This is a genomic window from Halomonas sp. Ps84H-12, assembly GCF_024124725.1.
GTDB lineage: Bacteria > Pseudomonadota > Gammaproteobacteria > Pseudomonadales > Halomonadaceae > Vreelandella > Vreelandella aquamarina.
In genome coordinates this window covers 29,851-52,133 of sequence record NZ_JAMXSJ010000019.1, presented here as the reverse complement: position 1 = coordinate 52,133, position 22,283 = coordinate 29,851, and the positions used below count along the sequence as shown (strand labels likewise).

General features: G+C 58.8%; 19 protein-coding genes and 2 tRNA genes. 6 read left to right on the top strand and 15 right to left on the bottom strand.

The features are described 5' to 3' along the window. Window positions 1–26: 26 nt before the first annotated feature. Window positions 27–881, top strand: coding sequence for a carboxylating nicotinate-nucleotide diphosphorylase (nadC, locus tag NH344_RS10735; RefSeq protein ID WP_062362216.1), 855 nt, complete (start codon window positions 27–29; stop codon window positions 879–881). Between the two features lie 3 nt (window positions 882–884). Here nadC and NH344_RS10730 read toward each other — a convergent pair whose 3' ends face one another. Then, the gene (locus NH344_RS10730; protein WP_058577142.1) at window positions 885–1,415 is read right to left on the bottom strand and encodes a GNAT family N-acetyltransferase; all 531 of its coding nucleotides are present in this window, start codon (window positions 1,413–1,415) and stop codon (window positions 885–887) included. 146 nt (window positions 1,416–1,561) lie between these two features. Between NH344_RS10730 and tsaA the strand changes: the two genes are divergently transcribed. Next, window positions 1,562–2,314 carry a tRNA (N6-threonylcarbamoyladenosine(37)-N6)-methyltransferase TrmO gene (gene tsaA / locus NH344_RS10725; RefSeq protein WP_062362213.1) on the top strand — a complete coding sequence of 251 codons (753 nt, stop codon included), beginning with the start codon at window positions 1,562–1,564 and terminating at the stop codon, window positions 2,312–2,314. Here the strand turns inward: tsaA and purC are convergent. The 3 genes from purC to dapA form a co-directional block, all read right to left on the bottom strand. Further along, window positions 2,311–3,027 (bottom strand): phosphoribosylaminoimidazolesuccinocarboxamide synthase, encoded by a 717-nt coding sequence (purC, locus tag NH344_RS10720; RefSeq protein WP_044628734.1) that lies wholly within the window; start codon window positions 3,025–3,027, stop codon window positions 2,311–2,313. The genes tsaA and purC overlap by 4 nt on opposite strands. 32 nt (window positions 3,028–3,059) lie before the next feature. Beyond that, window positions 3,060–4,040: an outer membrane protein assembly factor BamC gene (bamC, locus tag NH344_RS10715; protein WP_062362210.1), complete on the bottom strand. Its 981-nt coding sequence runs from the start codon at window positions 4,038–4,040 to the stop codon at window positions 3,060–3,062. 81 nt (window positions 4,041–4,121) lie between these two features. Then, window positions 4,122–5,006 (bottom strand): 4-hydroxy-tetrahydrodipicolinate synthase, encoded by an 885-nt coding sequence (dapA, locus tag NH344_RS10710; protein WP_044628736.1) that lies wholly within the window; start codon window positions 5,004–5,006, stop codon window positions 4,122–4,124. Between the two features lie 247 nt (window positions 5,007–5,253). Between dapA and NH344_RS10705 the strand changes: the two genes are divergently transcribed. After that, a complete protein-coding gene (locus NH344_RS10705) occupies window positions 5,254–5,727 on the top strand; it encodes a peroxiredoxin (protein ID WP_253027897.1) in 474 nt (157 codons plus the stop codon). 47 nt (window positions 5,728–5,774) lie between these two features. Here the strand turns inward: NH344_RS10705 and NH344_RS10700 are convergent, their stop codons facing one another. Both NH344_RS10700 and NH344_RS10695 read right to left on the bottom strand, forming a co-directional pair. After that, entirely contained in the window at window positions 5,775–6,872 is a 1,098-nt protein-coding gene (locus tag NH344_RS10700; protein WP_044628738.1) for an AI-2E family transporter, read from the bottom strand. Further along, window positions 6,869–7,147 (bottom strand): sulfurtransferase TusA family protein, encoded by a 279-nt coding sequence (locus NH344_RS10695; protein WP_044628739.1) that lies wholly within the window; start codon window positions 7,145–7,147, stop codon window positions 6,869–6,871. The genes NH344_RS10700 and NH344_RS10695 overlap by 4 nt, the downstream gene beginning before the upstream one ends. Window positions 7,148–7,329: 182 nt before the next feature. Between NH344_RS10695 and NH344_RS10690 the strand changes: the two genes are divergently transcribed. Next, a complete protein-coding gene (locus NH344_RS10690; protein WP_253027896.1) occupies window positions 7,330–8,790 on the top strand; it encodes a M48 family metalloprotease in 1,461 nt (486 codons plus the stop codon). A gap of 115 nt (window positions 8,791–8,905) precedes the next feature. Here NH344_RS10690 and nadA read toward each other — a convergent pair whose 3' ends face one another. The 8 genes from nadA to purL form a co-directional block, all read right to left on the bottom strand. Beyond that, window positions 8,906–9,934 carry a quinolinate synthase NadA gene (gene nadA / locus NH344_RS10685; protein ID WP_044628741.1) on the bottom strand — a complete coding sequence of 343 codons (1,029 nt, stop codon included), beginning with the start codon at window positions 9,932–9,934 and terminating at the stop codon, window positions 8,906–8,908. A gap of 273 nt (window positions 9,935–10,207) precedes the next feature. After that, a tRNA-Lys gene (locus tag NH344_RS10680) sits at window positions 10,208–10,283 on the bottom strand. 117 nt (window positions 10,284–10,400) lie between these two features. Beyond that, a tRNA-Lys gene (locus NH344_RS10675) sits at window positions 10,401–10,476 on the bottom strand. A gap of 137 nt (window positions 10,477–10,613) precedes the next feature. Then, window positions 10,614–11,489 (bottom strand): 23S rRNA pseudouridine(2605) synthase RluB, encoded by an 876-nt coding sequence (gene rluB / locus NH344_RS10670; RefSeq protein WP_137093275.1) that lies wholly within the window; start codon window positions 11,487–11,489, stop codon window positions 10,614–10,616. Beyond that, complete coding sequence (gene scpB / locus NH344_RS10665) at window positions 11,476–12,276, bottom strand: SMC-Scp complex subunit ScpB (protein WP_172416491.1); 801 nt, start codon at window positions 12,274–12,276, stop codon at window positions 11,476–11,478. The genes rluB and scpB overlap by 14 nt, the downstream gene beginning before the upstream one ends. Further along, window positions 12,273–13,235, bottom strand: a complete 963-nt coding sequence (locus NH344_RS10660) for a segregation/condensation protein A (protein ID WP_137093271.1) — start codon at window positions 13,233–13,235, stop codon at window positions 12,273–12,275. Before NH344_RS10660 ends, scpB begins: the two co-directional genes overlap by 4 nt. A 66-nt stretch (window positions 13,236–13,301) precedes the next feature. Further along, window positions 13,302–15,110 (bottom strand): DEAD/DEAH box helicase, encoded by a 1,809-nt coding sequence (locus NH344_RS10655; protein WP_253027895.1) that lies wholly within the window; start codon window positions 15,108–15,110, stop codon window positions 13,302–13,304. A 29-nt stretch (window positions 15,111–15,139) separates the two neighbouring features. Continuing rightward, entirely contained in the window at window positions 15,140–19,066 is a 3,927-nt protein-coding gene (gene purL / locus NH344_RS10650) for a phosphoribosylformylglycinamidine synthase (RefSeq protein WP_253027894.1), read from the bottom strand. A 165-nt stretch (window positions 19,067–19,231) separates the two neighbouring features. On the opposite strand from purL, the gene mltF reads away from it, so the two are divergent. Continuing rightward, window positions 19,232–20,698 (top strand): membrane-bound lytic murein transglycosylase MltF, encoded by a 1,467-nt coding sequence (mltF, locus tag NH344_RS10645; RefSeq protein ID WP_058577134.1) that lies wholly within the window; start codon window positions 19,232–19,234, stop codon window positions 20,696–20,698. Between the two features lie 7 nt (window positions 20,699–20,705). Here the strand turns inward: mltF and tadA are convergent, their stop codons facing one another. After that, window positions 20,706–21,161, bottom strand: a complete 456-nt coding sequence (gene tadA, locus NH344_RS10640) for a tRNA adenosine(34) deaminase TadA (RefSeq protein WP_212715288.1) — start codon at window positions 21,159–21,161, stop codon at window positions 20,706–20,708. 108 nt (window positions 21,162–21,269) lie between these two features. On the opposite strand from tadA, the gene NH344_RS10635 reads away from it, so the two are divergent. Then, window positions 21,270–22,091, top strand: a complete 822-nt coding sequence (locus NH344_RS10635; protein WP_044628748.1) for an acyl-CoA thioesterase II — start codon at window positions 21,270–21,272, stop codon at window positions 22,089–22,091. The last annotated feature ends 192 nt before the right edge of the window (window positions 22,092–22,283 follow it).

Sequence of the window (22,283 nt, the reverse complement as noted above, 5' to 3'; positions counted from 1 at the left end):
AGACGACGCCCAGAGACCTCACCGCTATGGATTATCAAACTGCTCTTGCTGAAGAGATTCGCGCCTGTGCTGCCCGCCTGTTAGCGGAAGACGTTGGCACGGGAGATATCACGGCTCAGCTGATTCCTGAGAACCAGTGGGCAACCGCTAAGGTGATCACCCGTGAACCTGCCGTGCTCTGCGGAGTTGCCTGGGTTGATGAAATTTTTCGTCGTTTGGATAGCCGCGTGACATTACGCTGGCAGGCTGCTGACGGCGATGTTTTAGATGCGGAGCAGTGTTTTTTAGAGATTGAAGGCCCGGCCCGTAGCCTGCTGACCGGTGAACGCGCAGCGCTGAACATTCTGCAGACGCTGTCTGCCACGGCCACCGCCACTCGCCGCTATGTAGACCTGATCGAAGGCACCGGCGTACGCCTGCTGGACACCCGCAAAACGCTACCGGGGCTACGCTTGGCACAAAAGTACGCAGTCACCTGTGGCGGTGGCCATAATCACCGCCTGGGCCTGTGGGATGCCTTCTTGATCAAGGAGAATCACATCGCGGCCTGTGGTGGCATTCAGGCCGCCGTGGCGCAGGCCCGAAAACTAGCCAGCGACCTGCCGGTAGAAGTGGAAGTCGAAACCTTCGAGGAGTTGGACCAAGCGCTGGCGGCAGGTGCCGACATCGTTATGCTGGATAACTTCGCCATTGAAGATCTCCACGTAGCGGTAGAAATCAACGGCGGCCGTGCCACGCTGGAAGCCTCTGGCAACGTAGATAACTCTACGCTGAGAGCGATTGCCGACACGGGGGTCGATTGCATCTCCAGCGGCGCGCTGACGAAAGACGTCAAATCCATTGACCTGTCGATGCGGATCACTCAAACCTTTAACGTTTAGTCGTTAGGTTTCTACGGCGCTGAGCTGTTTCACCAGCCGGTAGCGGCGCAGCATTTCACCACTGCGTTCCACCCACTGCTCGCCGAGGTTATCGAACCCTCGGCGCAGCAGGCGCTCATAAAGCACCAAACTTGCTTCAATCTCCACCTGAGACACGCCATGTTCCAGCAGAATACGCTCGGCATGGATCAGTAGCGTGGTGCCTATGCCGCGTCCCGCTAATGACGGCCACACGTAGAGGGTCTCAATACGTCCAGCGCTGATATTAAGCTCTAAAAAACCGACGCACCGGCCATCACAAGCGGCTACCAGCGTAGTATATAGCGCTTGGCGCGCCGCCCAAGCGCTCGCCTCGCGGGGTAGCGCATTGGCCCAGGCGCGGCGCTCATCCAACCCGTAATGGGTGGCCGCCCCCTGCATGACGGCATGGTAAAATACTTCCGCCTGATCAGCGGCATCCTTGGCTAATGCCGCGCGATAGGTAACGCGGGCGGTGGGCGCAGGGGATGGTGCGCGTTCGTTCGTTTTCAACATGCTTCGCCTCAATGCGATTTAGCGGCTGGCAACGGACAACTCACTGTCTGCCGCCAGTTGGCTATTTTATACTCATCGCTACATTACTAAATACCCACGACTTCGTTGACCACGTTGGCACCGACCAACCTTCAAAAGGCAGTGCTATGCACGATCGTTCAGATAGCGCGTCATTTGCGCTGACGCCCATTGGTCATATCATCAGCGACTATCCGGATAAATTCGGCGTCCCCCGCCAGCCTGGGTTAGCGCCAGCGGCCAATGCACGTCTAGTACTCACAGCGCCGTTTGATGATCCTCTCACCGTACGGGGCTTGGAAGACTTTAGCCACCTATGGATATCATTCATCTTTCATCAAAGCCCAACCCGGTGGACGCCCTTAGTGCGCCCGCCGCGCCTGGGTGGCAACCGTAAAGTCGGCGTCTTTGCCAGCCGCAGCACCCATCGCCCTAACCGGTTGGGGCTTTCGCTGATTGAGCTATCGCACATTGATACTCAGCAAGGGGTGAGTTTGCACTTGGCAGGCTGTGACTTGGTCAGCGGCACGCCAGTGGTCGATATTAAACCCTACCTGCCCTGGGCCGAAGCGAAGCCCGAGGCGCGGGCGGGATTTGCCCCCAGCGCCCCGTCACTGCTGCCCGTGAGCTTTAGCCAGGCCGCCCAGGCCAGCCTTGCCGCCCGCGCCGACGGCGCATCGCTGCACACGCTGATAGAACAGGTGTTAGGCCAAGACCCACGACCGGCCTACCAGCGTGAAGGGCAGAGCGAGCGCATTTTCGGGGTGCGACTGCGGGATGTAGACGTGAAATTCCAAGCGGTAAAAGAAACACCCCTTGAAAACGACGCCACCACCCTGAAGGTGGTGGCGATCGATACGCTGACTAACGAAACACGTTAGGCGGGAAAGGTAATCCCTAGACGACGGCCGACTTCTTCGTAGGCTTCAATGACGCCACCCAACCCCTGACGGAAGCGGTCCTTATCCAGCTTCTCGCGGGTGTTGGCATCCCATAAACGGCAGCCATCCGGGGAGAACTCATCACCCAGTACCACCTCGCCTTTGAACACACCGAACTCCAGCTTGTAATCCACCAGCAGCATATCGCCTTCGGCAAACAGCTGTTTGAGGATGTGATTCACCTTAAAAGTTAACGTCTTCATTTTGGCGAGCTGCTCGGGGGTTGCCCAGCCAAAGGTTTCCGCCAGCGACTCATTGATCATCGGGTCGCCCTTCTCATCGTTCTTTAAGAACAGCTCAAAGGTCGGCGGGTTAAGGGCAATCCCCTCTTCCACGCCCAGTCGCTTCACCAAACCACCTGCGGCAATGTTGCGCACCACGCACTCGACCGGAATCATCTGCATTTTTTTGACCAGACTTTCGTTGTCGGAAAGCTGCTTCTCAAAATGCGTCGGGATACCGCCCTCTTCTAAACGCTCCATGATGAAAGCGTTAAAAATGTTGTTCACCATCCCCTTACGGGCCAGCGCCTCTTTCTTTTTACCATCGAAAGCGCTGGTGTCATCACGAAATTGCAGTACCAGCAGGTCAGGATCGTCAGTGGTGTAGACAGATTTTGCCTTGCCGGCATAGAGTTCTTGGCGCTTTTCCATGGAGGCTCCGTGAGAAAGTGAGAGTCAAAGGGTTAACGTAAGTAGCCGGAGACGCGCTCAAGCAACTCGCGCTGATCATCAGCGCTAAAACTACGCTCGCTGGCGTTGATAGCCCGCAGCACGGTCTGGTCACCGTTGGGCTCAAGCGCTAGTCGAATCTGCTGAGACATGCGACGAACATCAGGGCTAAAGACGATCTGCAGCGGGTTGCGCCCACGCTCAGTTTCCGTCATGTACTCCACCAAGAACTCATAGTCATCGGCGGAGGTCGCGAGCAGATTACGCTGCCCCTCTTGGGTGAAATCAAGAGAGAGGTAGTGGTTCAGCTCCGCCCAAACGCGGTCGGTGGGTTGCGGAATCAGCACTTCCCACTCATCGCCCTGTTGACGCAGTTGCAGCGTTTGCTCGCTAGCCAAGCGCTGAGCGGTCCAGGAAGAGGAGCTAGCCGTTGCGCTACGCGCGCCCAGATACTGCTCTAGTGCCGTTAAGCAGCTCTCAGCACTTTGCCCACTCTGGTCACAGCGCACTTCGCTGCTACCAGCGCGTAGGGCACTCTGCAGGCGCAACGTCGCTTGCGGGGTCACGATCACGCCTTGGTTGGCACTGCTCTCTTGAACAGGAAGCTGGCGGCTGCGTACAAACGCTTCCAGTTGTGGCCAAACGGTACCGGGATCGGCGGCAACTACTAACCAACTTTGATCGCCCACCTGACGGCGCTCAACGTACTCAGGCTCTAATCCACCACCAATGGCCAACGACTGCGGCGGTTCAATCTCTGCCGGTTCGTCAAGCTGTGAACCCTGCAACGCTACCTGGGGAACGGGCATGGCATCTTGGTAACGCTGCGTATTACGGGTTTCAGGCAGCACGAGGGGCGGCGCAGGAGCCGCTTCGGTGTAGTCCAAGTTGCGGTCGTGGTAATAACCATCGCGCGCGCAACCTGCCAGTGTGACAGCAGCTGCGAGTGCCAGCGGTATCCATTTAAGCGCACGTTGTTCAAGCACAGAGCTCATCAAGCCACCTTAACAGTCAACAGATCAGTTACCCGGAAGGCCATGCCATCACCGGGTAGCAAAAGGGTTTCGAGCGCCGGGTTACTCCTCTACGACGCCCGCCAGCTGCAGTGCTTCGCTTACCGTGCCGTGGTACTTCTCCGACAGCCACGTCAGCGGCAGACGTATACCTGCTTCCATGTAACCCATGCGGTGCAGCGCCCACTTTACGGGAATGGGATTAGATTCAATGCCTAGGTTAGTGTGCAGCGGCATCAAGCGCGTATTAATTTGGTGAGCCTTATCGGCATCGCCCGCCACAGCAGCCGCGCACAGGTCATGCATGGCTTTGGGGGCAACGTTCGCGGTCACGGAGATATCACCATGCCCACCCATTAGCATGAAATCGCAGGCCGTTGCGTCATCACCCGAGTAGAGCATGAAATCGCTGCCTTTCAGGCGTGAGATTAGATCCTCAGCGCGCTCAAGGTTCCCGGTGGCATCTTTCAGGCCGATAATGTTGTTCACTTCCGCTAAGCGCACCACCGTCTCGTTGTAGAGATCGGAGCAAGTGCGGCCAGGAACGTTGTACATAATGACCGGAAGTTTGCTACCTTCAGCGACCGCTTTAAAGTGCTGGTACAGGCCTTCCTGGGTAGGCTTATTGTAGTAGGGGCAGACGGATAGGCAGTAGTCCGCGCCCACTTCACTGGCGTAGCGCGCCAGCTCAACGGCTTCCGAGGTAGCGTTCGCCCCGGTACCGGCAATGACAGGAATGCGACCATTGACTTCTTCAACCACGCTGCGGATCACATCAAAGTGCTCAGCAAAGGACATGGTCGTGGGTTCACCCGTGGTGCCCGCAGCGACGATGGCATCAGTGCCATTATCGAGGTGGAAGTTCACCAGACGACGAAGCGCCTCCCAGTCGATGTCGCCATTGACTTTCATCGGCGTCGCCAGGGCGACAATGCTGCCTGTGATCATCCGTATTTTCCTCACCTGCAAAAAGTTGAAATCAAGCTGCCACGTAGGGTGCAATGACGTACATTGAGTTAAGACGCGGCGTTGATACTTTGAAGGAGCGCGATCACCCCTGCCCACAAACAGCAAATGGTACTCAGGCGATTCGAGCCTGTACAGCGTAAAGCGCTGCGAGTTTACTTAACGCTTTGACAGCAGCGCAGCGCTTGCGTGTAATTTTCTATGAAAGTCACCCCCATAAGGAGCCTTTATGGCGATTGAACTCGGCCAGCCCGTCCCTGATTTTTCCGCCCCAGTCACCGGCGACACCACCATCACGCTGTCGGAACTGCGTGGCAAGCAGGTAGTCATCTACTTCTATCCGAAAGCCAGCACGCCAGGCTGCACCACCGAGGGCGGCGACTTCCGTGATCGCAAAACTGCCTTCGATGCTGCCAACACCGTGGTCATCGGTGTCTCCCGGGACGGTCTGCGCGCCCAGGAAAACTTCAAAGCCAAGCAGGATTTCAACTTTGAACTGATTTCCGACAAAGACGAAACCGTTTGTCAGCTGTTTGATGTGATCAAACTCAAGAAAATGTACGGCAAAGAGCACCTGGGCATCGAGCGTAGCACCTTCTTGATCGACCAGGATGGCAAGCTTGCCCAAGAGTGGCGCGGCGTTAAAGTTCCTGGCCACGTAGATGAGGTACTAAGCGCGGCGCAGGCACTGAATAGCCAGTAATAATGCACCGCTGGCTGTGCCCATATCGGGCACAGCCATGCTCACGGCTAATCCTGCTTCAGCGGTGGCACCTGCGATGTTTGTCGGCCTTCAAGCCCTCTTGGCCATGCATACACCAGCGCTTTCAGCAGCGTGGCAAGCGGGATGGCAAAAAACACCCCCCAGAATCCCCAAATACCGCCAAAGAACAGCACCGCAACGATAATCGAGACTGGGTGGATGTTATTGGTTTCTGAGAACAGCACGGGGGCAAGTACGTTGCCATCCAGTGCCTGCAGCACGCCGTAGGCCACTAAAACGTAGACAAACTGCTCGCTAATACCGAAATGGAAGCCCGCTACCGCCGCCACGGGGATGGTTGCCACCGCCGCGCCAATGTAGGGCACCAATACGGAAAAACCGACCAGCACGGCCAGTAGCGCCGTATAGGGCAAGCCAAAAAAGGCAAAGGTGATATACGCCACCGTGCCGACGATGACGATCTCAATGGACTTACCGCGGATATAGTTGGCGATTTGGCGATCCATTTCATGCCAGATGCGCGTCAGCAGCGTACGCTTCTGCGGCAGCAGCGAGAGCGTAAAGCCCACCAGCGCCTCACGATCTTTCAGCATAAAAAAGACCAAAATCGGCACTAACACCAAATAGATGATCAACGACATGACATTGCCAAGCGAGGTCAACGAGAGCGTCAAGGCGCGCTGACCTAGCTGACTAATTTCCCGCCCGGCGACGCCAATCCAGCTCTGCATCTGATCAGGCGTCACGATATTAGGGAAGCGCTCCTGCAACTGATCTAGCCAGCCCTGGCCGCTGGCAAACATGCGCGGCGTCTCTTGAACGAGCCCGACCAGCTGATTCCAGATCAGCGGCATCAAGATAAACGCTAGCGTGAGCAGCACGCTGACAAATGCCAAAAACACCATAATGACAGCCAGCAAATGCGGCACTCGACGTCGCGTGAGCGCGCTAACCACGCCTTGCAGTAAAAACGCCAGCACCAACGCGGTAAAGAACGGTGCCAACATGCGGCCAAACCAAATAATGGCGGCAAACCCTGCCACCAGCACCACCAGAAGAATTAACGCCTCTTCGTCTGAAAAGTAGCGCTCTACCCAACTTTTCAGAATACTGCGCATGGTCATGAGTGGGTGTTCCCTGCTTTACGAATCCAAAATACATACACGTCGCCGCGCTGCACCCGCGCTTCCATCACATGGTCGCTTAGCTCAGTAAATGCCGCCATATCCCGCCACGAACCCGCATCGGTCGCACTTACTTCCAGCAGTTGGCCCGGCGCCAGACCCGCCAATGCCTGCTTCGCCTTTAAAAGCGGTAGCGGGCAGTGCAATCCGGTGGCGTCCAACACTTGATCGGGCTTAAGCCCTTCGGCTAACCCTGACGCTGTTTGCTCAGACATACTCTCCCCCAAAGGCCGCTTCCATGGTGCTAAATCGTTCAATGGCTACATAACCATCGCATTGTTGCATAAACTGTTTTTTTGCGATGCCCACTGCGATATTGATTTAACGGCACTTCCCTGCCTGAATCAATGTCACACCGTTGTTAGCCGTGCCTATTATTCGAACGAATGGGGATGTCATGCTGCATTTTAGACCCGCCTACTCTCGCTGGGCCTGCACGCTTGCGCTCTCGCTCAGCGCTTTGTGCGTTAGCTTGCCCAGCCACAGCTATGACGACTATCAACTGCCCAGTTTAGGGGGCGCACCGGTATCGGTAAGCAATGAAGAGTTTCGCCTTGGCCGCGCATGGCTGCGCCAGTTTCGTGCCCAGGCCCCACAGTGGCAGGATCCTATTGTCAGCGACTACCTGGAGAGCCTGGTGGCACGCCTGGCTCCTTACAGCCAGCTCGGCAGCCTGCAAACCACCACGGTGATGGTGGATAACCGTTCGCTCAACGCCTTTGCGGTGCCCGGCGGCGTGGTGGGCATTAATTCAGGGCTGTTTGCCTTTGCTGAAGATGAAGGCGCTTTTGTATCGGTGATTGCCCACGAGCTTGGCCACCTTTCCCAACGCCACTACGCCCGTGGCAGCGCCCGTGCAGAACAGACCCAGCTGCCCGCCATGGCGGCTATGCTAGCCGGTATGCTGATTGCTGCCAGCGGCGGCGGCGATGCAGGCATTGCCACCGCCATGGGCTCTCAGGCGGCGCTTATTCAGGACCAGCTCACCTACTCCAGACGTTTTGAACAGGAGGCTGACCGTATTGGCCTACAGGCCATGGCAGAGGCAGGCTACGACCCAGAGGCCATGGTGCGTATGTTCGATACCATGCAGCGCCTGTCGCGGCTTCAAGGCGGCACGCCGCCTGAATTTCTATTGACCCACCCTGTGTCAGATAGCCGCCTGAGCGACGCCCAAGCGCGGGTTTCTCAGCTTAGCGTGGCCAGCCGCTACACCAGCGATACGCTCTACGACATGATGCGCGCTCGCGCCCTGCTGAGCATTTACCGCAACACGCCCCAACAAGCGGCTTCGCGGCTGGCGCAGGAGGATGCCGAGGAGCCTGCGCTGCGTTATATCAATGCACTCATTGATGCGCACAATGGCCAAACCGACCGCGCACTGCAAACCCTCGACCAGCTTGCCAACGAGCTTCCTGATTACGGCATGCTGCCCGCCTCCGCGGCGAACGTAGCCCTTGAAGCCCAACGCTACGATGAGGCCATTTCCCGCAGCCAGCGGCTGCTGCGGCTGATGCCTAACTATCTGCCTGCTCAGTTGACCCTAGCGGAGGCGCAGCTACAGCGCGATCCAGAAGCGGCTTACGATCTGCTTCGAGATATCACCACGCAGCACCCGGAAAGCCCCCAGGGCTTCAACCTGCTGGCAGAGGCCGCCGGGCGCAGCGGGTTTAACGGCTGGGGTCACCTGGCCCGCGCCGAGCACCTGCAGCTTACCGGTCGAGTGGACCGCGGCATTCGACAGTTAAGTATTGCCAAAGACGCCGCCCAGCAGGAAAACGACACTCAGGCGCTAGCGCGCATTGAACAGCGCAGAGAAGCGTTTCTTGAGTACCGAGAGGCGCTAGAGAAGTTTTAGCGCCCTAAAGCACATGCAAAACATACAAAAAAGCCCGACGCATCGCGTTCGGGCTTTTGGCTTACAGCAGAAACGTTGTACTGATATTAAAGCGCTGATACTTAAGCGCTAATGTTTAAGCGTTAAAGTTCAGCATACGCTCAAGGGGCTTTAACGCCTGCTGACGCAAGGCATCATCAACAAAGATCTCGCCGCTGCCTTCACGCAGCGCGCCAGCCAAATTATCCAACGCGTTCATCGCCATCCACGGGCAGTGGGCACAGCTGCGGCAGGTCGCGCCGTTACCGGCAGTGGGCGCTTCAAAGAGCGTTTTGCCAGGCACCGCCTGCTGCATCTTGAAGAAAATGCCGCGATCGGTCGCTACGATCAGTTGCTCGTTGGGCAGGGTTTTCGCCGCCTTGATCAGTTGCGAGGTGGAACCCGCCACATCGGCCAGCTTGACGACGGCCTCCGGCGATTCCGGATGCACGAGCACGGCGGCATCTGGGTAGAGGCGCTTTAGATCCTCGATACCTCTCGCCTTGAACTCCTCGTGCACGATGCAGGCACCGTCCCACATCAGCATGTCGGCACCGGTTTTTTTCTGAATATAGCCACCCAGATGCTTATCCGGTGCCCACAAAATCTTTTCACCCTTCGCCTGCAGGTGCTCAATGACCTCCACGGCAATCGAAGAGGTCACGACCCAATCGGCACGCGCTTTTACCGCCGCCGAGGTATTGGCATACACCACCACGGTACGGTCCGGATGGGCATCGCAGAACGCGCTGAACTCGTCAATCGGGCAGCCAATATCGAGCGAGCAGGTCGCTTCGAGCGTAGGCATCAACACACGCTTTTCTGGGGAAAGGATCTTGGCCGTTTCGCCCATAAAGCGCACGCCTGCAACCACCAGCGTGGTGGCATCGTGACGGGCACCGAAGCGGGCCATTTCCAGGGAATCAGCTACGCAGCCACCAGTCTCTTCGGCCAACTGCTGAATGGCGTCGTCGGTATAGTAATGCGCTACCAAAACGGCGTTATTCGCCTTGAGCAACTGCTTGATCTCAGCCACTCGCGCTTCGTCTTCCGCAGGGATACGGGTAGGACAGTATGGGCTTGGTAGCGGAGCGTCTAGCTCAGCTTGAGAGGTCATCATAGTCATTGTGTCTACCACTGTGACGAACAGGGAATCCCCCTGTTAAACACCAGTCACGGCGTATGCGCTCCGCATGCGCCGCACTCGGGGCAACGACCGCTGCGTCTCTCGCGGTGGCACGCTGCCAACCTGACTGCTGAGAGTCAGGACAATAACGTCGTTGTTATGACATTGTGGTGGACAACCCTTCGTTGCTGCAAGCACAACGTCACTTCGCCATGCACCACGATGCACATAGCAAAACGCCCCTGGCAGCAAGCTACCAAGGGCGTCGGAATTTGGTGGGTCGTGTAGGATTCGAACCTACGACCAATTGATTAAAAGTCAACTGCTCTACCAACTGAGCTAACGACCCAAATTTTGCTGCGCTAATCAAAAACGACTAGCAAATTCTACACTAACTCACATCAAAACACATATTAAAAACAAAGCATTGGTCGAACTACTACCTGATGCGCTTGCTTATTTCGGATGGTGGGTCGTGTAGGATTCGAACCTACGACCAATTGATTAAAAGTCAACTGCTCTACCAACTGAGCTAACGACCCGTCCGAACGGATGCATATAGTACGGATACAGCTTGTGAATAGCAAGCCCTTTTTTATCTTTCGTCTATATCTACTGCTCTGCACGGTGCCAAAAAGCCTTACCCCGTGCAGAGCGCACTGCTTGAACCGCGCCTAGCTTAACCGCGCTTGGGTTTCGGCTTGCGCATCGCCTGCACCGGACGACGCTTATGCTTGTCGCGGCTCCAGCGGTTCTTCTCATCTGGCGTCAGCTCAGGCACTTTGCGGGTTTCCAGGTTGGCCAGCGTCGCTAAGTCATCCACCTCATCCTGAGAGAGCTCGACCCACTCACCGGCTTTCGCCCGCTTGTCGAGGAAGATGTTGCCGTAGCGCACACGCTTCAGGCGACTAACGGTAAGCCCCTGGGACTCCCACAGGCGGCGCACTTCACGGTTGCGGCCTTCCAGAATCACCACGTGGAACCAAGTGTTAATGCCTTCGCCACCAAACTCCTGCACGTCGGTAAAGCGCGCTGGGCCATCTTCTAGCATGACGCCGTCGACCATGGCGACGATATGCTCACGCTTGACGTCGCCCATGACCCGCACCGCGTACTCACGCTCTACTTGGGTAGAGGGGTGCATCAAGCGGTTGGCAAGTTCACCGTCGGTGGTGAACAGCAGCAAGCCGCTGGTGTTGATGTCCAAGCGGCCAATGGCAATCCAGCGCTCGCCTTTCAGGCGCGGTAGGCGCTCAAAGACCGTGCGACGGCCTTCCGGGTCTTTACGGGTGCACAGCTCGCCTTCTGGCTTGTTGTACATAATGACCCGACGCGGCACTTCCTCTTCCGGACGCAGCGTCACCGGGCGGTCATCAAAGCTGACCTTATCCCGCGCTTCCACTCGGTCGCCCAGTTTGGCGACCTGGCTATTCACCTTCACTCGGCCGTCGGCAATGGCGGTTTCCATTTCACGACGGGAGCCAAGGCCCGCACGGGCGAGGACTTTCTGCAGCTTTTCGCTGGAGGGGGGCGTGGTGGTGTTACTCTGACTCATGGTCGTCTGACCTCACATCGTTGGTCTGCGTGCTAGCGTGTTCGTGTTGACGCTTTGCACGTGCCGCCAGCCGTGCCTCTAAATCGGCAAAGCTCAGCGGCTGGGTTAACGCCGTCTCGGCGTGGTGGTCGGCACTCGCTGCCGACGTGTTCTCATCTTGCTGGGGTGGCGCATCCTGCACGCTTTCAGGCGTTTCGTCCAGTGCTGGCGGCGGGTTTTGTTCGGTTGATGCCTTCTCTAGAGAAAGCGCTTCGGGGTCGTCGCCGTTGACCAGCGTATGCATGGGCGGCAGCGCATCCAGGGTTTTCAAACCGAAGTCATCCAGAAAACTGCGCGTGGTGGCATAGACCGCCGGGCGACCCGGCACATCCCGGTGACCTACCACGCGTATCCAGCCGCGCTCCATCAGCGTGCGAATGATCGAACTGCTGACGCTCACGCCCCGCACATCTTCGATATCGCCCCGAGTCACCGGCTGGCGGTAAGCGATCAGCGCAAGGGTTTCCAGCAACGCTCGCGAATAGCGCTGGGGCCGCTCGTCCCACAGCCGCGAGACCCAGTGAGCCAAGCGTGGACGAATACGTAGCTGAAAGCCCGAGGCAGTCTCGACCAGTTCCAGCGCGCCGTTATCGTGGCGCAGCGCTAGCCGTGACAGCGCTTCCCTCAACGCTTTGCGGGAAGGGCACTCGTCGGCCAAAAATAGTGTTTCCAGGCGCTCAACCGGCAGCGGTTCACCCGCTGCTAGCAGCGCCGCTTCAATAATGTCATCTAACGTGGTGTCTCTCACCGCGACTCCTCGTCAGGTTCAAACGCGGACTCTTCGAATGCTGAGGCGGCATCGTCCTGCTCCTCTTCCAAACGCTCGAATGCGTCCTCTTCCCCATCGACCAGTGCCGCTTGGCGGGCACGCACATGAATGGGCGACAGCGGTGCATTTTGAACAATCTCAATCATGGCCTCTTTGGCAAGCTCTAGAATGGCCATAAAGGTCACGACCACACCGGCACGCCCCTCTTCCAGGGTAAACAGCGCTTCAAACGGCGTATAACGGCCGCCCTCGCCATCCTGGCTGAGCCGCTCCATGATTTTCAGCATTCGCTCGCGGGTGGAGAGCACTTCCCGGCTGATCTGGTGGGCCTGGGCCAGCTCAGCGCGTTTGAGAATATCGGACAGCGCTCCCAGCAGCTCATCCAGCTCCACATCGGGATGGATCACCCGCGTTTCCAACGGCGGTAAGCCCGCCTGTACGCTGAACCAGTCCCGGCCGACGCGGGGCAGCGTATCCAGCGCCTCGGCGGCCTCTTTTAGGCGCTCGTACTCCTGCAGGCGGCGAATCAGCTCGGCACGGGGGTCCTCCTCCTCGCCCTCCGCTTTCGGCGGGCGCGGCAGCAGCGTCCGGGATTTAATCTCCGCCAGCATGGCAGCCATTAGCAGGTACTCACCCGCCAGCTCGATCTCCATGGCTTTCATCAGCTCCACGTACTCAATGTACTGGTGGGTGATGGTGGCCACGTTGATGGTCAGAATATCCAAGTTCTGGCGCCGAATTAAATAAAGCAACAGATCCAGCGGCCCTTCGAAGGCTTCCAGAAAAACCCGCAGCGCCTCGGGGGGAATATAGAGGTCTTCCGGCAGCTGCATGATGGGCTCATCAAACAGACGCCCAAGCGCCTCCACCACCGGCTCGGCAGTAGATTCCGCCACGTCTTGGTCTTGGTCTGGCGCTGCGCTTGGCGTCTCGCTCACGCGGGTCGAATCCTTCATTGATGAGTGGGAAAACAGCAGTGTAACAGCGTGCTTTCAGCGCGGCATCTAGCCAGCATCGGCGGCTTTACGATAGCGCCCTTGATAATCAAACAGCTTATCGCGGATTTGAAAGTGCCGGCCTACCTTTCGCCCCACTACAAAATCCGGGTGGCGCAATCGGCGCTGCTCGTTGACGACCTCATCAGGCGTCGTCGGTTGCCATTGGCCGCCTGGCGCGCGTAGGTGAGCACGCAAAAATACGGCATAAAACGCGCGGCGCTGGGCCGGGGTTTCTAAGGCAAACCATTCGCTCAGACTTTCGCCATCTTCATCGTGGTAGGTGGCTTTTAGGCGCGGCAGGCCACGACCATTGGTGGTCGCCTCTAACTGCATGCCGCTGACGCGCAGCACCTTGGCATCTTTTAGCTTCAGCGCATCCTTGAGCTTGTCGTCGGCGTCCACCAGCAGCTTCTCGCAGCCATGACAGCGGCGGGCGGCAATATCGTTCTCAGCGCCGCACTCGTCGCATACTTTGAAGCGAAAGCGAAACTCGCACTGGCGGCGGCGCCCTGCGTCATCCTCAATCAGCCCCTGGCAGCGGCGGCCAAAGTGTTCAATCACCAGCTCGCCGTCGCGCTTGCCCCAAAACAGGTTCGCGTGACCGCAGTCTGGGCAGGGCACCTGCACCGGTTCGCTATCGCTATCCGGCTTGGGCTCGCCTACTTCCGGGGCGTAGAGGTCCCACGGGTTGCCCGCATAGTCGAGAATCAAGCACTCTTCTTTGCCCGGCGAGAGGCGCAGCCCACGCCCCACGATCTGCTGATACAGGCTGACCGACTCGGTGGGCCGCAGAATCGCGATCAAATCGACGTGGGGGGCATCGAAGCCAGTAGTCAGTACCGCCACGTTGACCAAATACTTCAGCTGGCGCGCTTTAAACGCATCGATCAACGCGGTGCGCTCGGCCGAGGCCGTCGCACCGGTAATCAGCGCGGCCTGTTCGGCGGGCAAATAGCCCATGATCTCTTCGGCGTGGGCCACCGTCGCGGCGAAAATCATCACCCCCTGGCGGTCGGCAGCGTACTCCACCACTTGGGCAATGATGCCCGGTGTCGCCCGGTTGCCCGCCACCACCCGGTTGAGTTCCTCCTCCCGAAACAGACCACTGGACGAGGGCGCAAGCGCCGAGAAGTCGTACCCCTCAATGGCCATATCCAGCCGCTTGGGCGCGGCCAAAAAGCCTTGCTTGACCATTAGGCGCAGCGGCTGCTCGAACACGCAGTCGGCAAAAAAGCTCTCTTCTGAACCGCGCACCATCCCGTGGTGGTGGCGGTGGTAGATAAAACCCTGCCCCAAACGAAACGGGGTGGCGGTTAGGCCGAGGATTTTTAGCTGCGGGTTCTGGCTCCGCAGGTGCTCAATTACTTGGCGATAGCTGGAGTCCTCCTCCAGCGATACCCGATGGCACTCGTCGATTACCAGCAGAGTAAAGCTGGCGTCGTTGAACTGCTCCAGGTTACGCACCACCGACTGCACCGAGCCAAACGCCACTTGGCGGCTAGCCTCTTTGCGCTTTAACCCGGCGCTAAAGATATCCGCCTCCAAACCGTAGGCTTGGTACTTGGCGTGGTTCTGCTCCACCAGCTCGCGCACGTGGGCCAACACCAGCACCCGCCCACGGGCCAGCCTCGCCAGTTCAGCGATCACCAGCGACTTGCCGCTGCCGGTGGGCAGCACCACTACGGCGGGGGCGCTGGTGGCGCGAAAGTGGCTGACTACCCGCTTGACCGCCTCGGTTTGGTAGGGGCGCAGCGAAGGCGCTGCCCCGTTAGCCAAGAAAGGCGGCCCGGAGGCCGCCTTTTCAGGATGTGTCATCCATCACCTATCGGGTTGATCACATGACGTTAGCCCAGCCATACCCGCGCATTGCGGAACAGGCGCAGCCATGCACCATCTTCGGTCCACTCCGCCGGACGCCAGGAGTTGGTGACCGCGCGGGTCACCCGCTCGGGGTGCGGCATCATGATCGTCACGCGGCCATCCGGCGTAGTCAGGCCGGTAATGCCCGACGGCGAGCCGTTGGGGTTGGCCGGGTAGCGCGTAGTGACTTGGCCGTAGTTATCGATATAGCGCAGGGCAATTTGGCTGCTCGACTGCATGCTGCGCAGGTGCGCCGTATCGCGGAACTCGGCGCGGCCTTCCCCGTGGGCCACAGCGATGGGCAGCTTGGAGCCTTCCATACCCGCCAGCAGAATCGAGGGGCTCTTCTCGACCCGAACCATGGAAACGCGGGCCTCGAACTGCTCGGACTCATTGCGCACGAAAGCCGGCCAGTTTTCCGCACCGGGAATCAGCGTTTTGAGCTGCGAGAGCATCTGGCAGCCGTTACATACACCCAACGAGAAGCTGTCGTCGCGGTTGAAGAAGGCTTCAAACTGCTCGCGGGCGCGTTCGTTGAATAGCACTGACTTCGCCCAGCCGCCGCCTGCACCCAGCACATCGCCGTAGGAGAAGCCGCCACAGGCCACTAAGCCTTTGAACTCCTCCAGGGAGACACGGCCTTCCAGGATGTCGCTCATGTGCACGTCCACCGCATCGAAGCCCGCTTTGTGGAAGGCCCAGGCCATCTCTACCTGACCGTTGACGCCCTGCTCGCGCAGCACGGCCACCGCCGGCTTGGTGGTGTTGATATACGGCGCGCTGATATCGTCGTTGATATCGAAAGTCGGTGCGGCGCTGAGGCCCGGGTCGCGAACGTCGAGCAGGTTGTCGAACTCGTTCTTCGCACATTCCGGGTTATCCCGTAGCGCCTGCATGCGGTAGCTGGTCTCGGACCAGGTACGCTGGGTTAGCTGACGAGTGGTTTCCAGCAGCGGCTCTTCGAACAGCGTTACACGCACTTGGTCGTCGTAACGCGGGCGAGCAATCACGCCGCAGGTTTCGATACCGGCCATGGCGAACTGCGTCAGCACCTCTTCGGTGTGTTCACGGCTTACCTGGATCACCGCCCCCAGCTCTTCAGAGAACAGCGCGTTGAAGGCTTCTACCGGCTCATCGATCAGCCAGTCGAGCTTGATTTCGAGACCGGCGTGCGCGGCAAAAGCCATCTCCAGCAGCGTCACCAACAGGCCACCGTCGCTGCGGTCGTGGTAAGCCAGCAGCTTACCGTCGCGATTCAGACCTTGGATCACTTCGAAAAACGCTTTCAGATCTTCCGGGTCGTCCACATCGGGGCACTCATCGCCCACTTGGCCATAGACCTGCGCCAGCGCCGAGCCGCCAAGGCGATTCTGGCCATTACCCAGGTCGATCAAAATCAGATCAGACTCATCCTGCTCCAGGTTGATCTGCGGCGTCAGCGTCGCCAGCGCGTCGGTCACCGGTGCAAAGCCTGTCACCACCAGCGACAGCGGCGAGGTAATGCTCTTCTCTTCGGCGTCATCGCCCTCTTGCCACGCGGTGCGCATGGACATCGAGTCCTTGCCCACCGGCACGGCAATCCCCAGCGCCGGGCACAGCTCCATGCCCACGGCATGCACGGCGTCGTACAGCGCCTGGTTTTCGCCGGGGTGGTCGGCGGCGCTCATCCAGTTGGCGGAGAGCTTGATATCCGACAGCTTGGCAATCGGCGCAGCAGCGAGGTTGGTAATGGCTTCTGCCACCGCTAAGCGCGCGCTGGCGGCAGGATTAATCAGCGCCACCGGCGGGCGCTCGCCCATGGCCATGGCTTCACCGGCATGGGTATCGAAGCTGGCGGTGGTCACCGCGACGTCGGCCACCGGCACTTGCCAGGGGCCTACCATCTGATCACGGGCAACTTGGCCAGTGATGGAACGGTCGCCGATGGTGATCAAAAAGCTTTTCGAGGCCACCGTGGGCAGGCGCAGCACCCGGTCCATGGCTTCGCGCAGGTCCAGGTTGTCGAGCATCACGCCGGAAAGTTCAGGGGTTTGGCGCTCAAACGAACGGGTCATCTTCGGCGGCTTGCCAAACAGCACGCTCATGGGCAGATCGACCGGTTTGGTTTCGAAGTGGCCGTCGCGCACTTCCAGGTGGTGCTCCGCCTGGGCTTCGCCCACTACCGCGTAGGGGCAACGCTCGCGCTTGCACAGCGCGTCGAAGGTATCCAAGTCTTCAGGTGCCACTGCCAGTACATAGCGCTCCTGGGCTTCGTTACACCAGATTTCCAGCGGGCTCATTCCTGGCTCGGCATTGGGTACCGCACGCAGGTCGAACAGACCGCCACGGTTGCCGTCTTTTACCAGCTCCGGCAGGGCGTTAGACAGCCCGCCCGCGCCTACGTCGTGAATGAAGCGAATCGGGTTTTTCTCACCCAGCGCCCAGCAGCGATCGATGACTTCTTGGGCACGGCGCTCAATTTCCGGGTTTTCCCGCTGCACAGAGGCGAAGTCCAGGTCCGCGCTGGACTCACCGGAGGCCATGCTGGAGGCCGCACCACCGCCCAGACCGATCAGCATCGCCGGGCCGCCCATGACGATCAGCTTGCCGCCGACCGGAATCTCGCCCTTCTGGACGTGCTGGGCACGAATGTTGCCGTACCCACCGGCAATCATGATCGGCTTGTGGTAGCCGCGACGCTCGATGCCGTCTTCGCTTAGCGCATCCTGCTCGTAGGTGCGGAAGTAGCCGGTCAGGTTGGGGCGGCCAAACTCGTTATTGAACGCGGCACCGCCAATCGGGCCGTCCAGCATGATATTGAGCGCGGACTGCATGCGCTCGGGCTTGCCGTAGTCGAAGGCTTCCCAGGGCTGAACAAATTCAGGAATGCGCAGGTTAGAGACGGTAAAGCCGGACAAACCTGCTTTCGGCTTGCCGCCGATGCCGGTCGCGCCTTCGTCGCGAATCTCACCGCCAGAGCCGGTGGCCGCACCGGGGAACGGCGCAATGGCCGTGGGGTGGTTGTGGGTCTCCACCTTCATCAGAATGTGGATCGGCTCTTGGTGGGCATTGTAGCTGGCGCGCTCGCCTTCGGCACCGGTGAGCGGCGTGGGGAAGAAACGTCCACCGTGGCTGCCTTTGATCACCGCCGCGTTATCGCTGTACGCAGAGAGCACGTTATCCGGTGACGTGGCGAAGGTGTTCTTGATCATCTTAAACAGCGAGTGGCTCTGGGCTTCGCCATCGATGACCCAATCTGCATTGAAGATTTTGTGGCGGCAGTGCTCAGAGTTCGCCTGGGCGAACATCATCAGCTCAACATCGCTGGGGTTGCGGCCTAGCTCGATAAAGGCGGCTACCAGGTAGTCGATCTCATCGTCTGCCAGCGCAAGGCCAAGTTCGCGGTTAGCCGTGGCAAGAGCGTCGCGACCGCCTTCCAGAATATCCACGCTGCCAAGGGGCGCAGGCGAGTGGTGGGCAAACAGTTTGCCCGCCTCTGCTACGTCGGCCAGTACGTGTTCGGTCATGCGGTCATGCAGCAGCGCGCTAATCGCTTCCAGCTGTTCTGTGCTGGGTGCGCCGCGCAGCTCTACGCGGTAATCAATGCCGCGTTCAATGCGGCTGATCTGGCTAAGCCCGCAGTTGTGGGCAATGTCGGTTGCTTTAGAGGACCACGGTGACTGGGTGCCTAAACGCGGGACGACCAAAAAGCGCTGGGCGTTGTCGGGAATCTCTTGGCTGTCTCGGCTGCCGTACTCCAGCAGTTTCGCCAACCGCGCCTCGGCGGCATGATCGAGCTCTTCGTGGTGGTCAATGAAGTGGACGTAATGGGCAGACAGTGCCTCCACCTCCGGAACACGGTCACGCAACACCGTTAACAGCCGTTCATGGCGGAAGGCAGAAAGGGCGGGTGCGCCTCGCAGTTCGAGCATATCTGGGAGCCTCTAAAGCAGGGAGAGTTCGAGCAGGAAATCACCGGGCCGCAAAGCGGCAATCCCACTATGATACTGGAAAGCGACGGCCACACGAAATCAACAAGGTGACAGCGTCTATCAGGCTGGGTATCGTGGCAGACTGTTCCATGTTGACAAGACATCATGCCGACATTGATTTACCAACACTTTATCGCCTATTACCGGGCGTATTTCGCGATGATCGCGACACTTTTGCTTATTTTGGTGCCGCACAGTTCGTCGGTACCAAGCGGTGAACATTTAGCGCAAATTAATGCAAAAGAGTTCATCACTATTCACACTCGCAACACACCTACCACCTATTACGAAGGCCGCCAGGGGCCGACTGGCTTTGAGTATGAGTTGATGCACCGCTTTGCGGACTACCTGGGGGTCAGCCTCAACCTGAACGCAAGCCACCACCCGGAGAGCGTGCTCCCCGCCGTGCGCGAGCAGGGCGACTTAGGTGCCGCGGCCCTCCCCCTGCTGGCGGATTCACCAGGCATTCACTACACCCGCTCCATCATTCAGATGCAGCCGCTGGTGGTGTATCGCCGCGGGCTCAACGGCATTGATGAACCGGCAGATCTTGTCGACCTGGAACTTGGCACGCTAAGCGAAGCGGGCACCAGTCAGGCACTGCTATCACTGCAGCGTGACTACCCCAGCCTTACTTGGAAAGAGTCTCACGAGCTTGAAGTGGCCGAACTACTGGCGCGGGTAGAGAGCGGCACCCTGGATGCGGCGATTATTTTTGATCATCAGTTTCGTTTGAACCGGCTGTTTTTCCCTAACGTCGAACGCGGCTTCTTTTTAGGCGAGCCGCTCTCTCTGGCCTGGGCGGTTCCCAGCGGCCGCGGACTTGGATTATTAGAAGCCGCCAATCAATTTCTCCAGGAGCTGCAAGAGAACGGCACCCTGGAGCAGTTGGTAAGTCGCTATTTTGGCCACGATGACTATCTTGAGTACGTGGGCACTCGAACGTTTCTCGCCCACCTTGACGAACGTCTGCCCAACTACACCGAGCTATTCAAGCAAGCGGCCCGCGATACCGGCTTTGATTGGAAGCTACTGGCCGCCGTCGGGTATCAAGAGTCGCACTGGGACCCGACCGCTGTATCCCCCACCGGGGTTCGCGGCCTGATGATGCTGACCAACCCCACGGCCAGCGAAATGGGCGTAGCCGACCGCACCGATGCTGCACAGAGTATTGATGGCGGCGCGCGCTACCTGCGCAGTATTAAAGACCGGCTTCCAGACAGCATTACCGGGGATGACCGGCTCTACATGGCCATGGCAGCCTACAATGTAGGCCTTGGCCACCTTTACGATGCGCGTAAGATTGCCGAGATGCGCGGCGGCGATCCGGATCGCTGGCAGGACGTTCGTGCGGCGCTCCCGCTCTTACAGGAACGAGAGTGGCATAGCCAAACCCGCCACGGCTATGCCCGTGGCGGCGAGCCGGTCATCTATGTGCGCAACATCCGCCGCTACTACGAGATGATTAAGTATGTGGAACGCAGCCGACAGCAGTTTTTCCAGCTAGAGCAAACGCCAGCCAGCGAAGAACCATTATTGCTGTTCGATATTATTCCGCCGGTTGAGCAGTAATCGCGCGCTAACGTTTTTCAGCGAAAAACTGCTTGAGCAGCCTTTTGGCCGGCACTGCTAGCACGCCGCCCGTAATCTCTATCTGATGATTAAACCAGGGCTGAGCAAGCAGGTTGGCCTTTGACTCCACCATGCCCGTGCGTGGCTCGGGCGCGCCGTATACCAAACGGGCAATGCGCGCATGCACCATAGTGCCTGCGCACATCATGCAGGGCTCTAGGGTGACAAACAGCGTACAGCCCTCTAAACGGTAGTTGCCCAGCCGCTGCCCCGCCTCGCGTAGCGCACGCACCTCGGCGTGGCCGCTGGGGTCGCAGCTTGCCAGCGGTGCATTGTGGCCAGCACCAATAATCTCCCCCTGGGTATCCACCACCACCGCGCCCACCGGCACTTCCCCGGCGGTAAACGCCAGGTGCGCTTGGTCCATAGCACGGTGCATGTAAAATTCATCGCTGCGTAACAAGGCAAACTCCGCTAAGGTAGCAAAACGATCGTTTTAATAGCGTGATGGCCGCACTGGGTATACTTGCAATCATCGGCGGGAAAACAGACAGCACCAAGGATACAGAGAATGAACGACGCGCTGAAGTCACTGGTCAACTTGTTAGAGCTTGAAACCCTTGAAGAGACGCTCTTTCGCGGCCAAAGCCAAGATTTGGGCTTTCCTCAACTGTATGGCGGCCAAGTGTTGGGCCAGGCACTGGCCGCAGCGGCGCGCACGGTGCCGGATGAACGCCGCCCGCACTCCCAGCACGGCTATTTTTTGCGCCCAGGCGACCCGCACCGCCCGGTGGTGTATCAGGTCGATACCATTCGCGACGGCGGCAGCTTTACCACCCGGCGGGTGACGGCTATTCAGAAAGGGCGACCGATTTTCTTCTGCAGCGCCTCTTTCCAAAGTGCTGAAGAGAGCATCAATCATCAGCGAGCCATGCCAGAAGTGCCCACGCCGGAAGCACTCATCGAGAGCGGCGATGCCAAGCACACGCGCTTCCCTGGCCACCCTATCGAGTTTTTGCACTTGAAGGATAAGCCGGACAGCGCGTCACCGGCTGGCCAGTGCCTGTGGTTCCGCTTTGCAGGTGGACCGCTGCCGGACGACCCGGCGCTGCATCGTCATCTGCTCTCTTATGCGTCAGATTTCAACCTGCTGACCACCGGACTGATTCCTCATGACATCAAGTACACCGACCCGAAACTGCGCATTGCCAGTCTCGACCATGCGATTTGGTTGCACGAAGATACGCGGCTAGATGAGTGGCTGCTGTACGCCATCGACTCCCCCTGGAGTGGTGGCGCACGGGGCTTGGCGAGGGGCCATATTTATCGCCGCGATGGGCGTTTAGTCGCCACGACGGCGCAGGAGGGGTTGGTGCGCTATCCGCAGTCTTGAACCTCTGCTCTAAACACCTCTAAAAACAGCAACGCCCGCAGTGTGCGGGCGTTGTAAAATACCGGTCAGCACAACCCTAGACGGGGGGCGCTGTAAACCCGTCCTTGGGCGCTACTTTCGCCATCTGACCGCCATGGATGGTGGAAATGCCGAAATTGCAGGGAGCATTTTTCGGCCATGGCGAAAGCCCCC

What these genes read in the sequence shown, in the direction of transcription:
- nadC (WP_062362216.1), top strand. Translation starts at nt 27, where the DNA reads ATGGATTATCAAACTGCTCTTGCTGAAGAGATTCGCGCCTGTGCTGCC.
- NH344_RS10730 (WP_058577142.1), bottom strand. Translation starts at nt 1,415, where the DNA reads ATGTTGAAAACGAACGAACGCGCACCATCCCCTGCGCCCACCGCCCGC.
- tsaA (WP_062362213.1), top strand. Translation starts at nt 1,562, where the DNA reads ATGCACGATCGTTCAGATAGCGCGTCATTTGCGCTGACGCCCATTGGT.
- purC (WP_044628734.1), bottom strand. Translation starts at nt 3,027, where the DNA reads ATGGAAAAGCGCCAAGAACTCTATGCCGGCAAGGCAAAATCTGTCTAC.
- bamC (WP_062362210.1), bottom strand. Translation starts at nt 4,040, where the DNA reads ATGAGCTCTGTGCTTGAACAACGTGCGCTTAAATGGATACCGCTGGCA.
- dapA (WP_044628736.1), bottom strand. Translation starts at nt 5,006, where the DNA reads ATGATCACAGGCAGCATTGTCGCCCTGGCGACGCCGATGAAAGTCAAT.
- NH344_RS10705 (WP_253027897.1), top strand. Translation starts at nt 5,254, where the DNA reads ATGGCGATTGAACTCGGCCAGCCCGTCCCTGATTTTTCCGCCCCAGTC.
- NH344_RS10700 (WP_044628738.1), bottom strand. Translation starts at nt 6,872, where the DNA reads ATGACCATGCGCAGTATTCTGAAAAGTTGGGTAGAGCGCTACTTTTCA.
- NH344_RS10695 (WP_044628739.1), bottom strand. Translation starts at nt 7,147, where the DNA reads ATGTCTGAGCAAACAGCGTCAGGGTTAGCCGAAGGGCTTAAGCCCGAT.
- NH344_RS10690 (WP_253027896.1), top strand. Translation starts at nt 7,330, where the DNA reads ATGCTGCATTTTAGACCCGCCTACTCTCGCTGGGCCTGCACGCTTGCG.
- nadA (WP_044628741.1), bottom strand. Translation starts at nt 9,934, where the DNA reads ATGACTATGATGACCTCTCAAGCTGAGCTAGACGCTCCGCTACCAAGC.
- rluB (WP_137093275.1), bottom strand. Translation starts at nt 11,489, where the DNA reads ATGAGTCAGAGTAACACCACCACGCCCCCCTCCAGCGAAAAGCTGCAG.
- NH344_RS10655 (WP_253027895.1), bottom strand. Translation starts at nt 15,110, where the DNA reads ATGACACATCCTGAAAAGGCGGCCTCCGGGCCGCCTTTCTTGGCTAAC.
- purL (WP_253027894.1), bottom strand. Translation starts at nt 19,066, where the DNA reads ATGCTCGAACTGCGAGGCGCACCCGCCCTTTCTGCCTTCCGCCATGAA.
- mltF (WP_058577134.1), top strand. Translation starts at nt 19,232, where the DNA reads ATGCCGACATTGATTTACCAACACTTTATCGCCTATTACCGGGCGTAT.
- NH344_RS10635 (WP_044628748.1), top strand. Translation starts at nt 21,270, where the DNA reads ATGAACGACGCGCTGAAGTCACTGGTCAACTTGTTAGAGCTTGAAACC.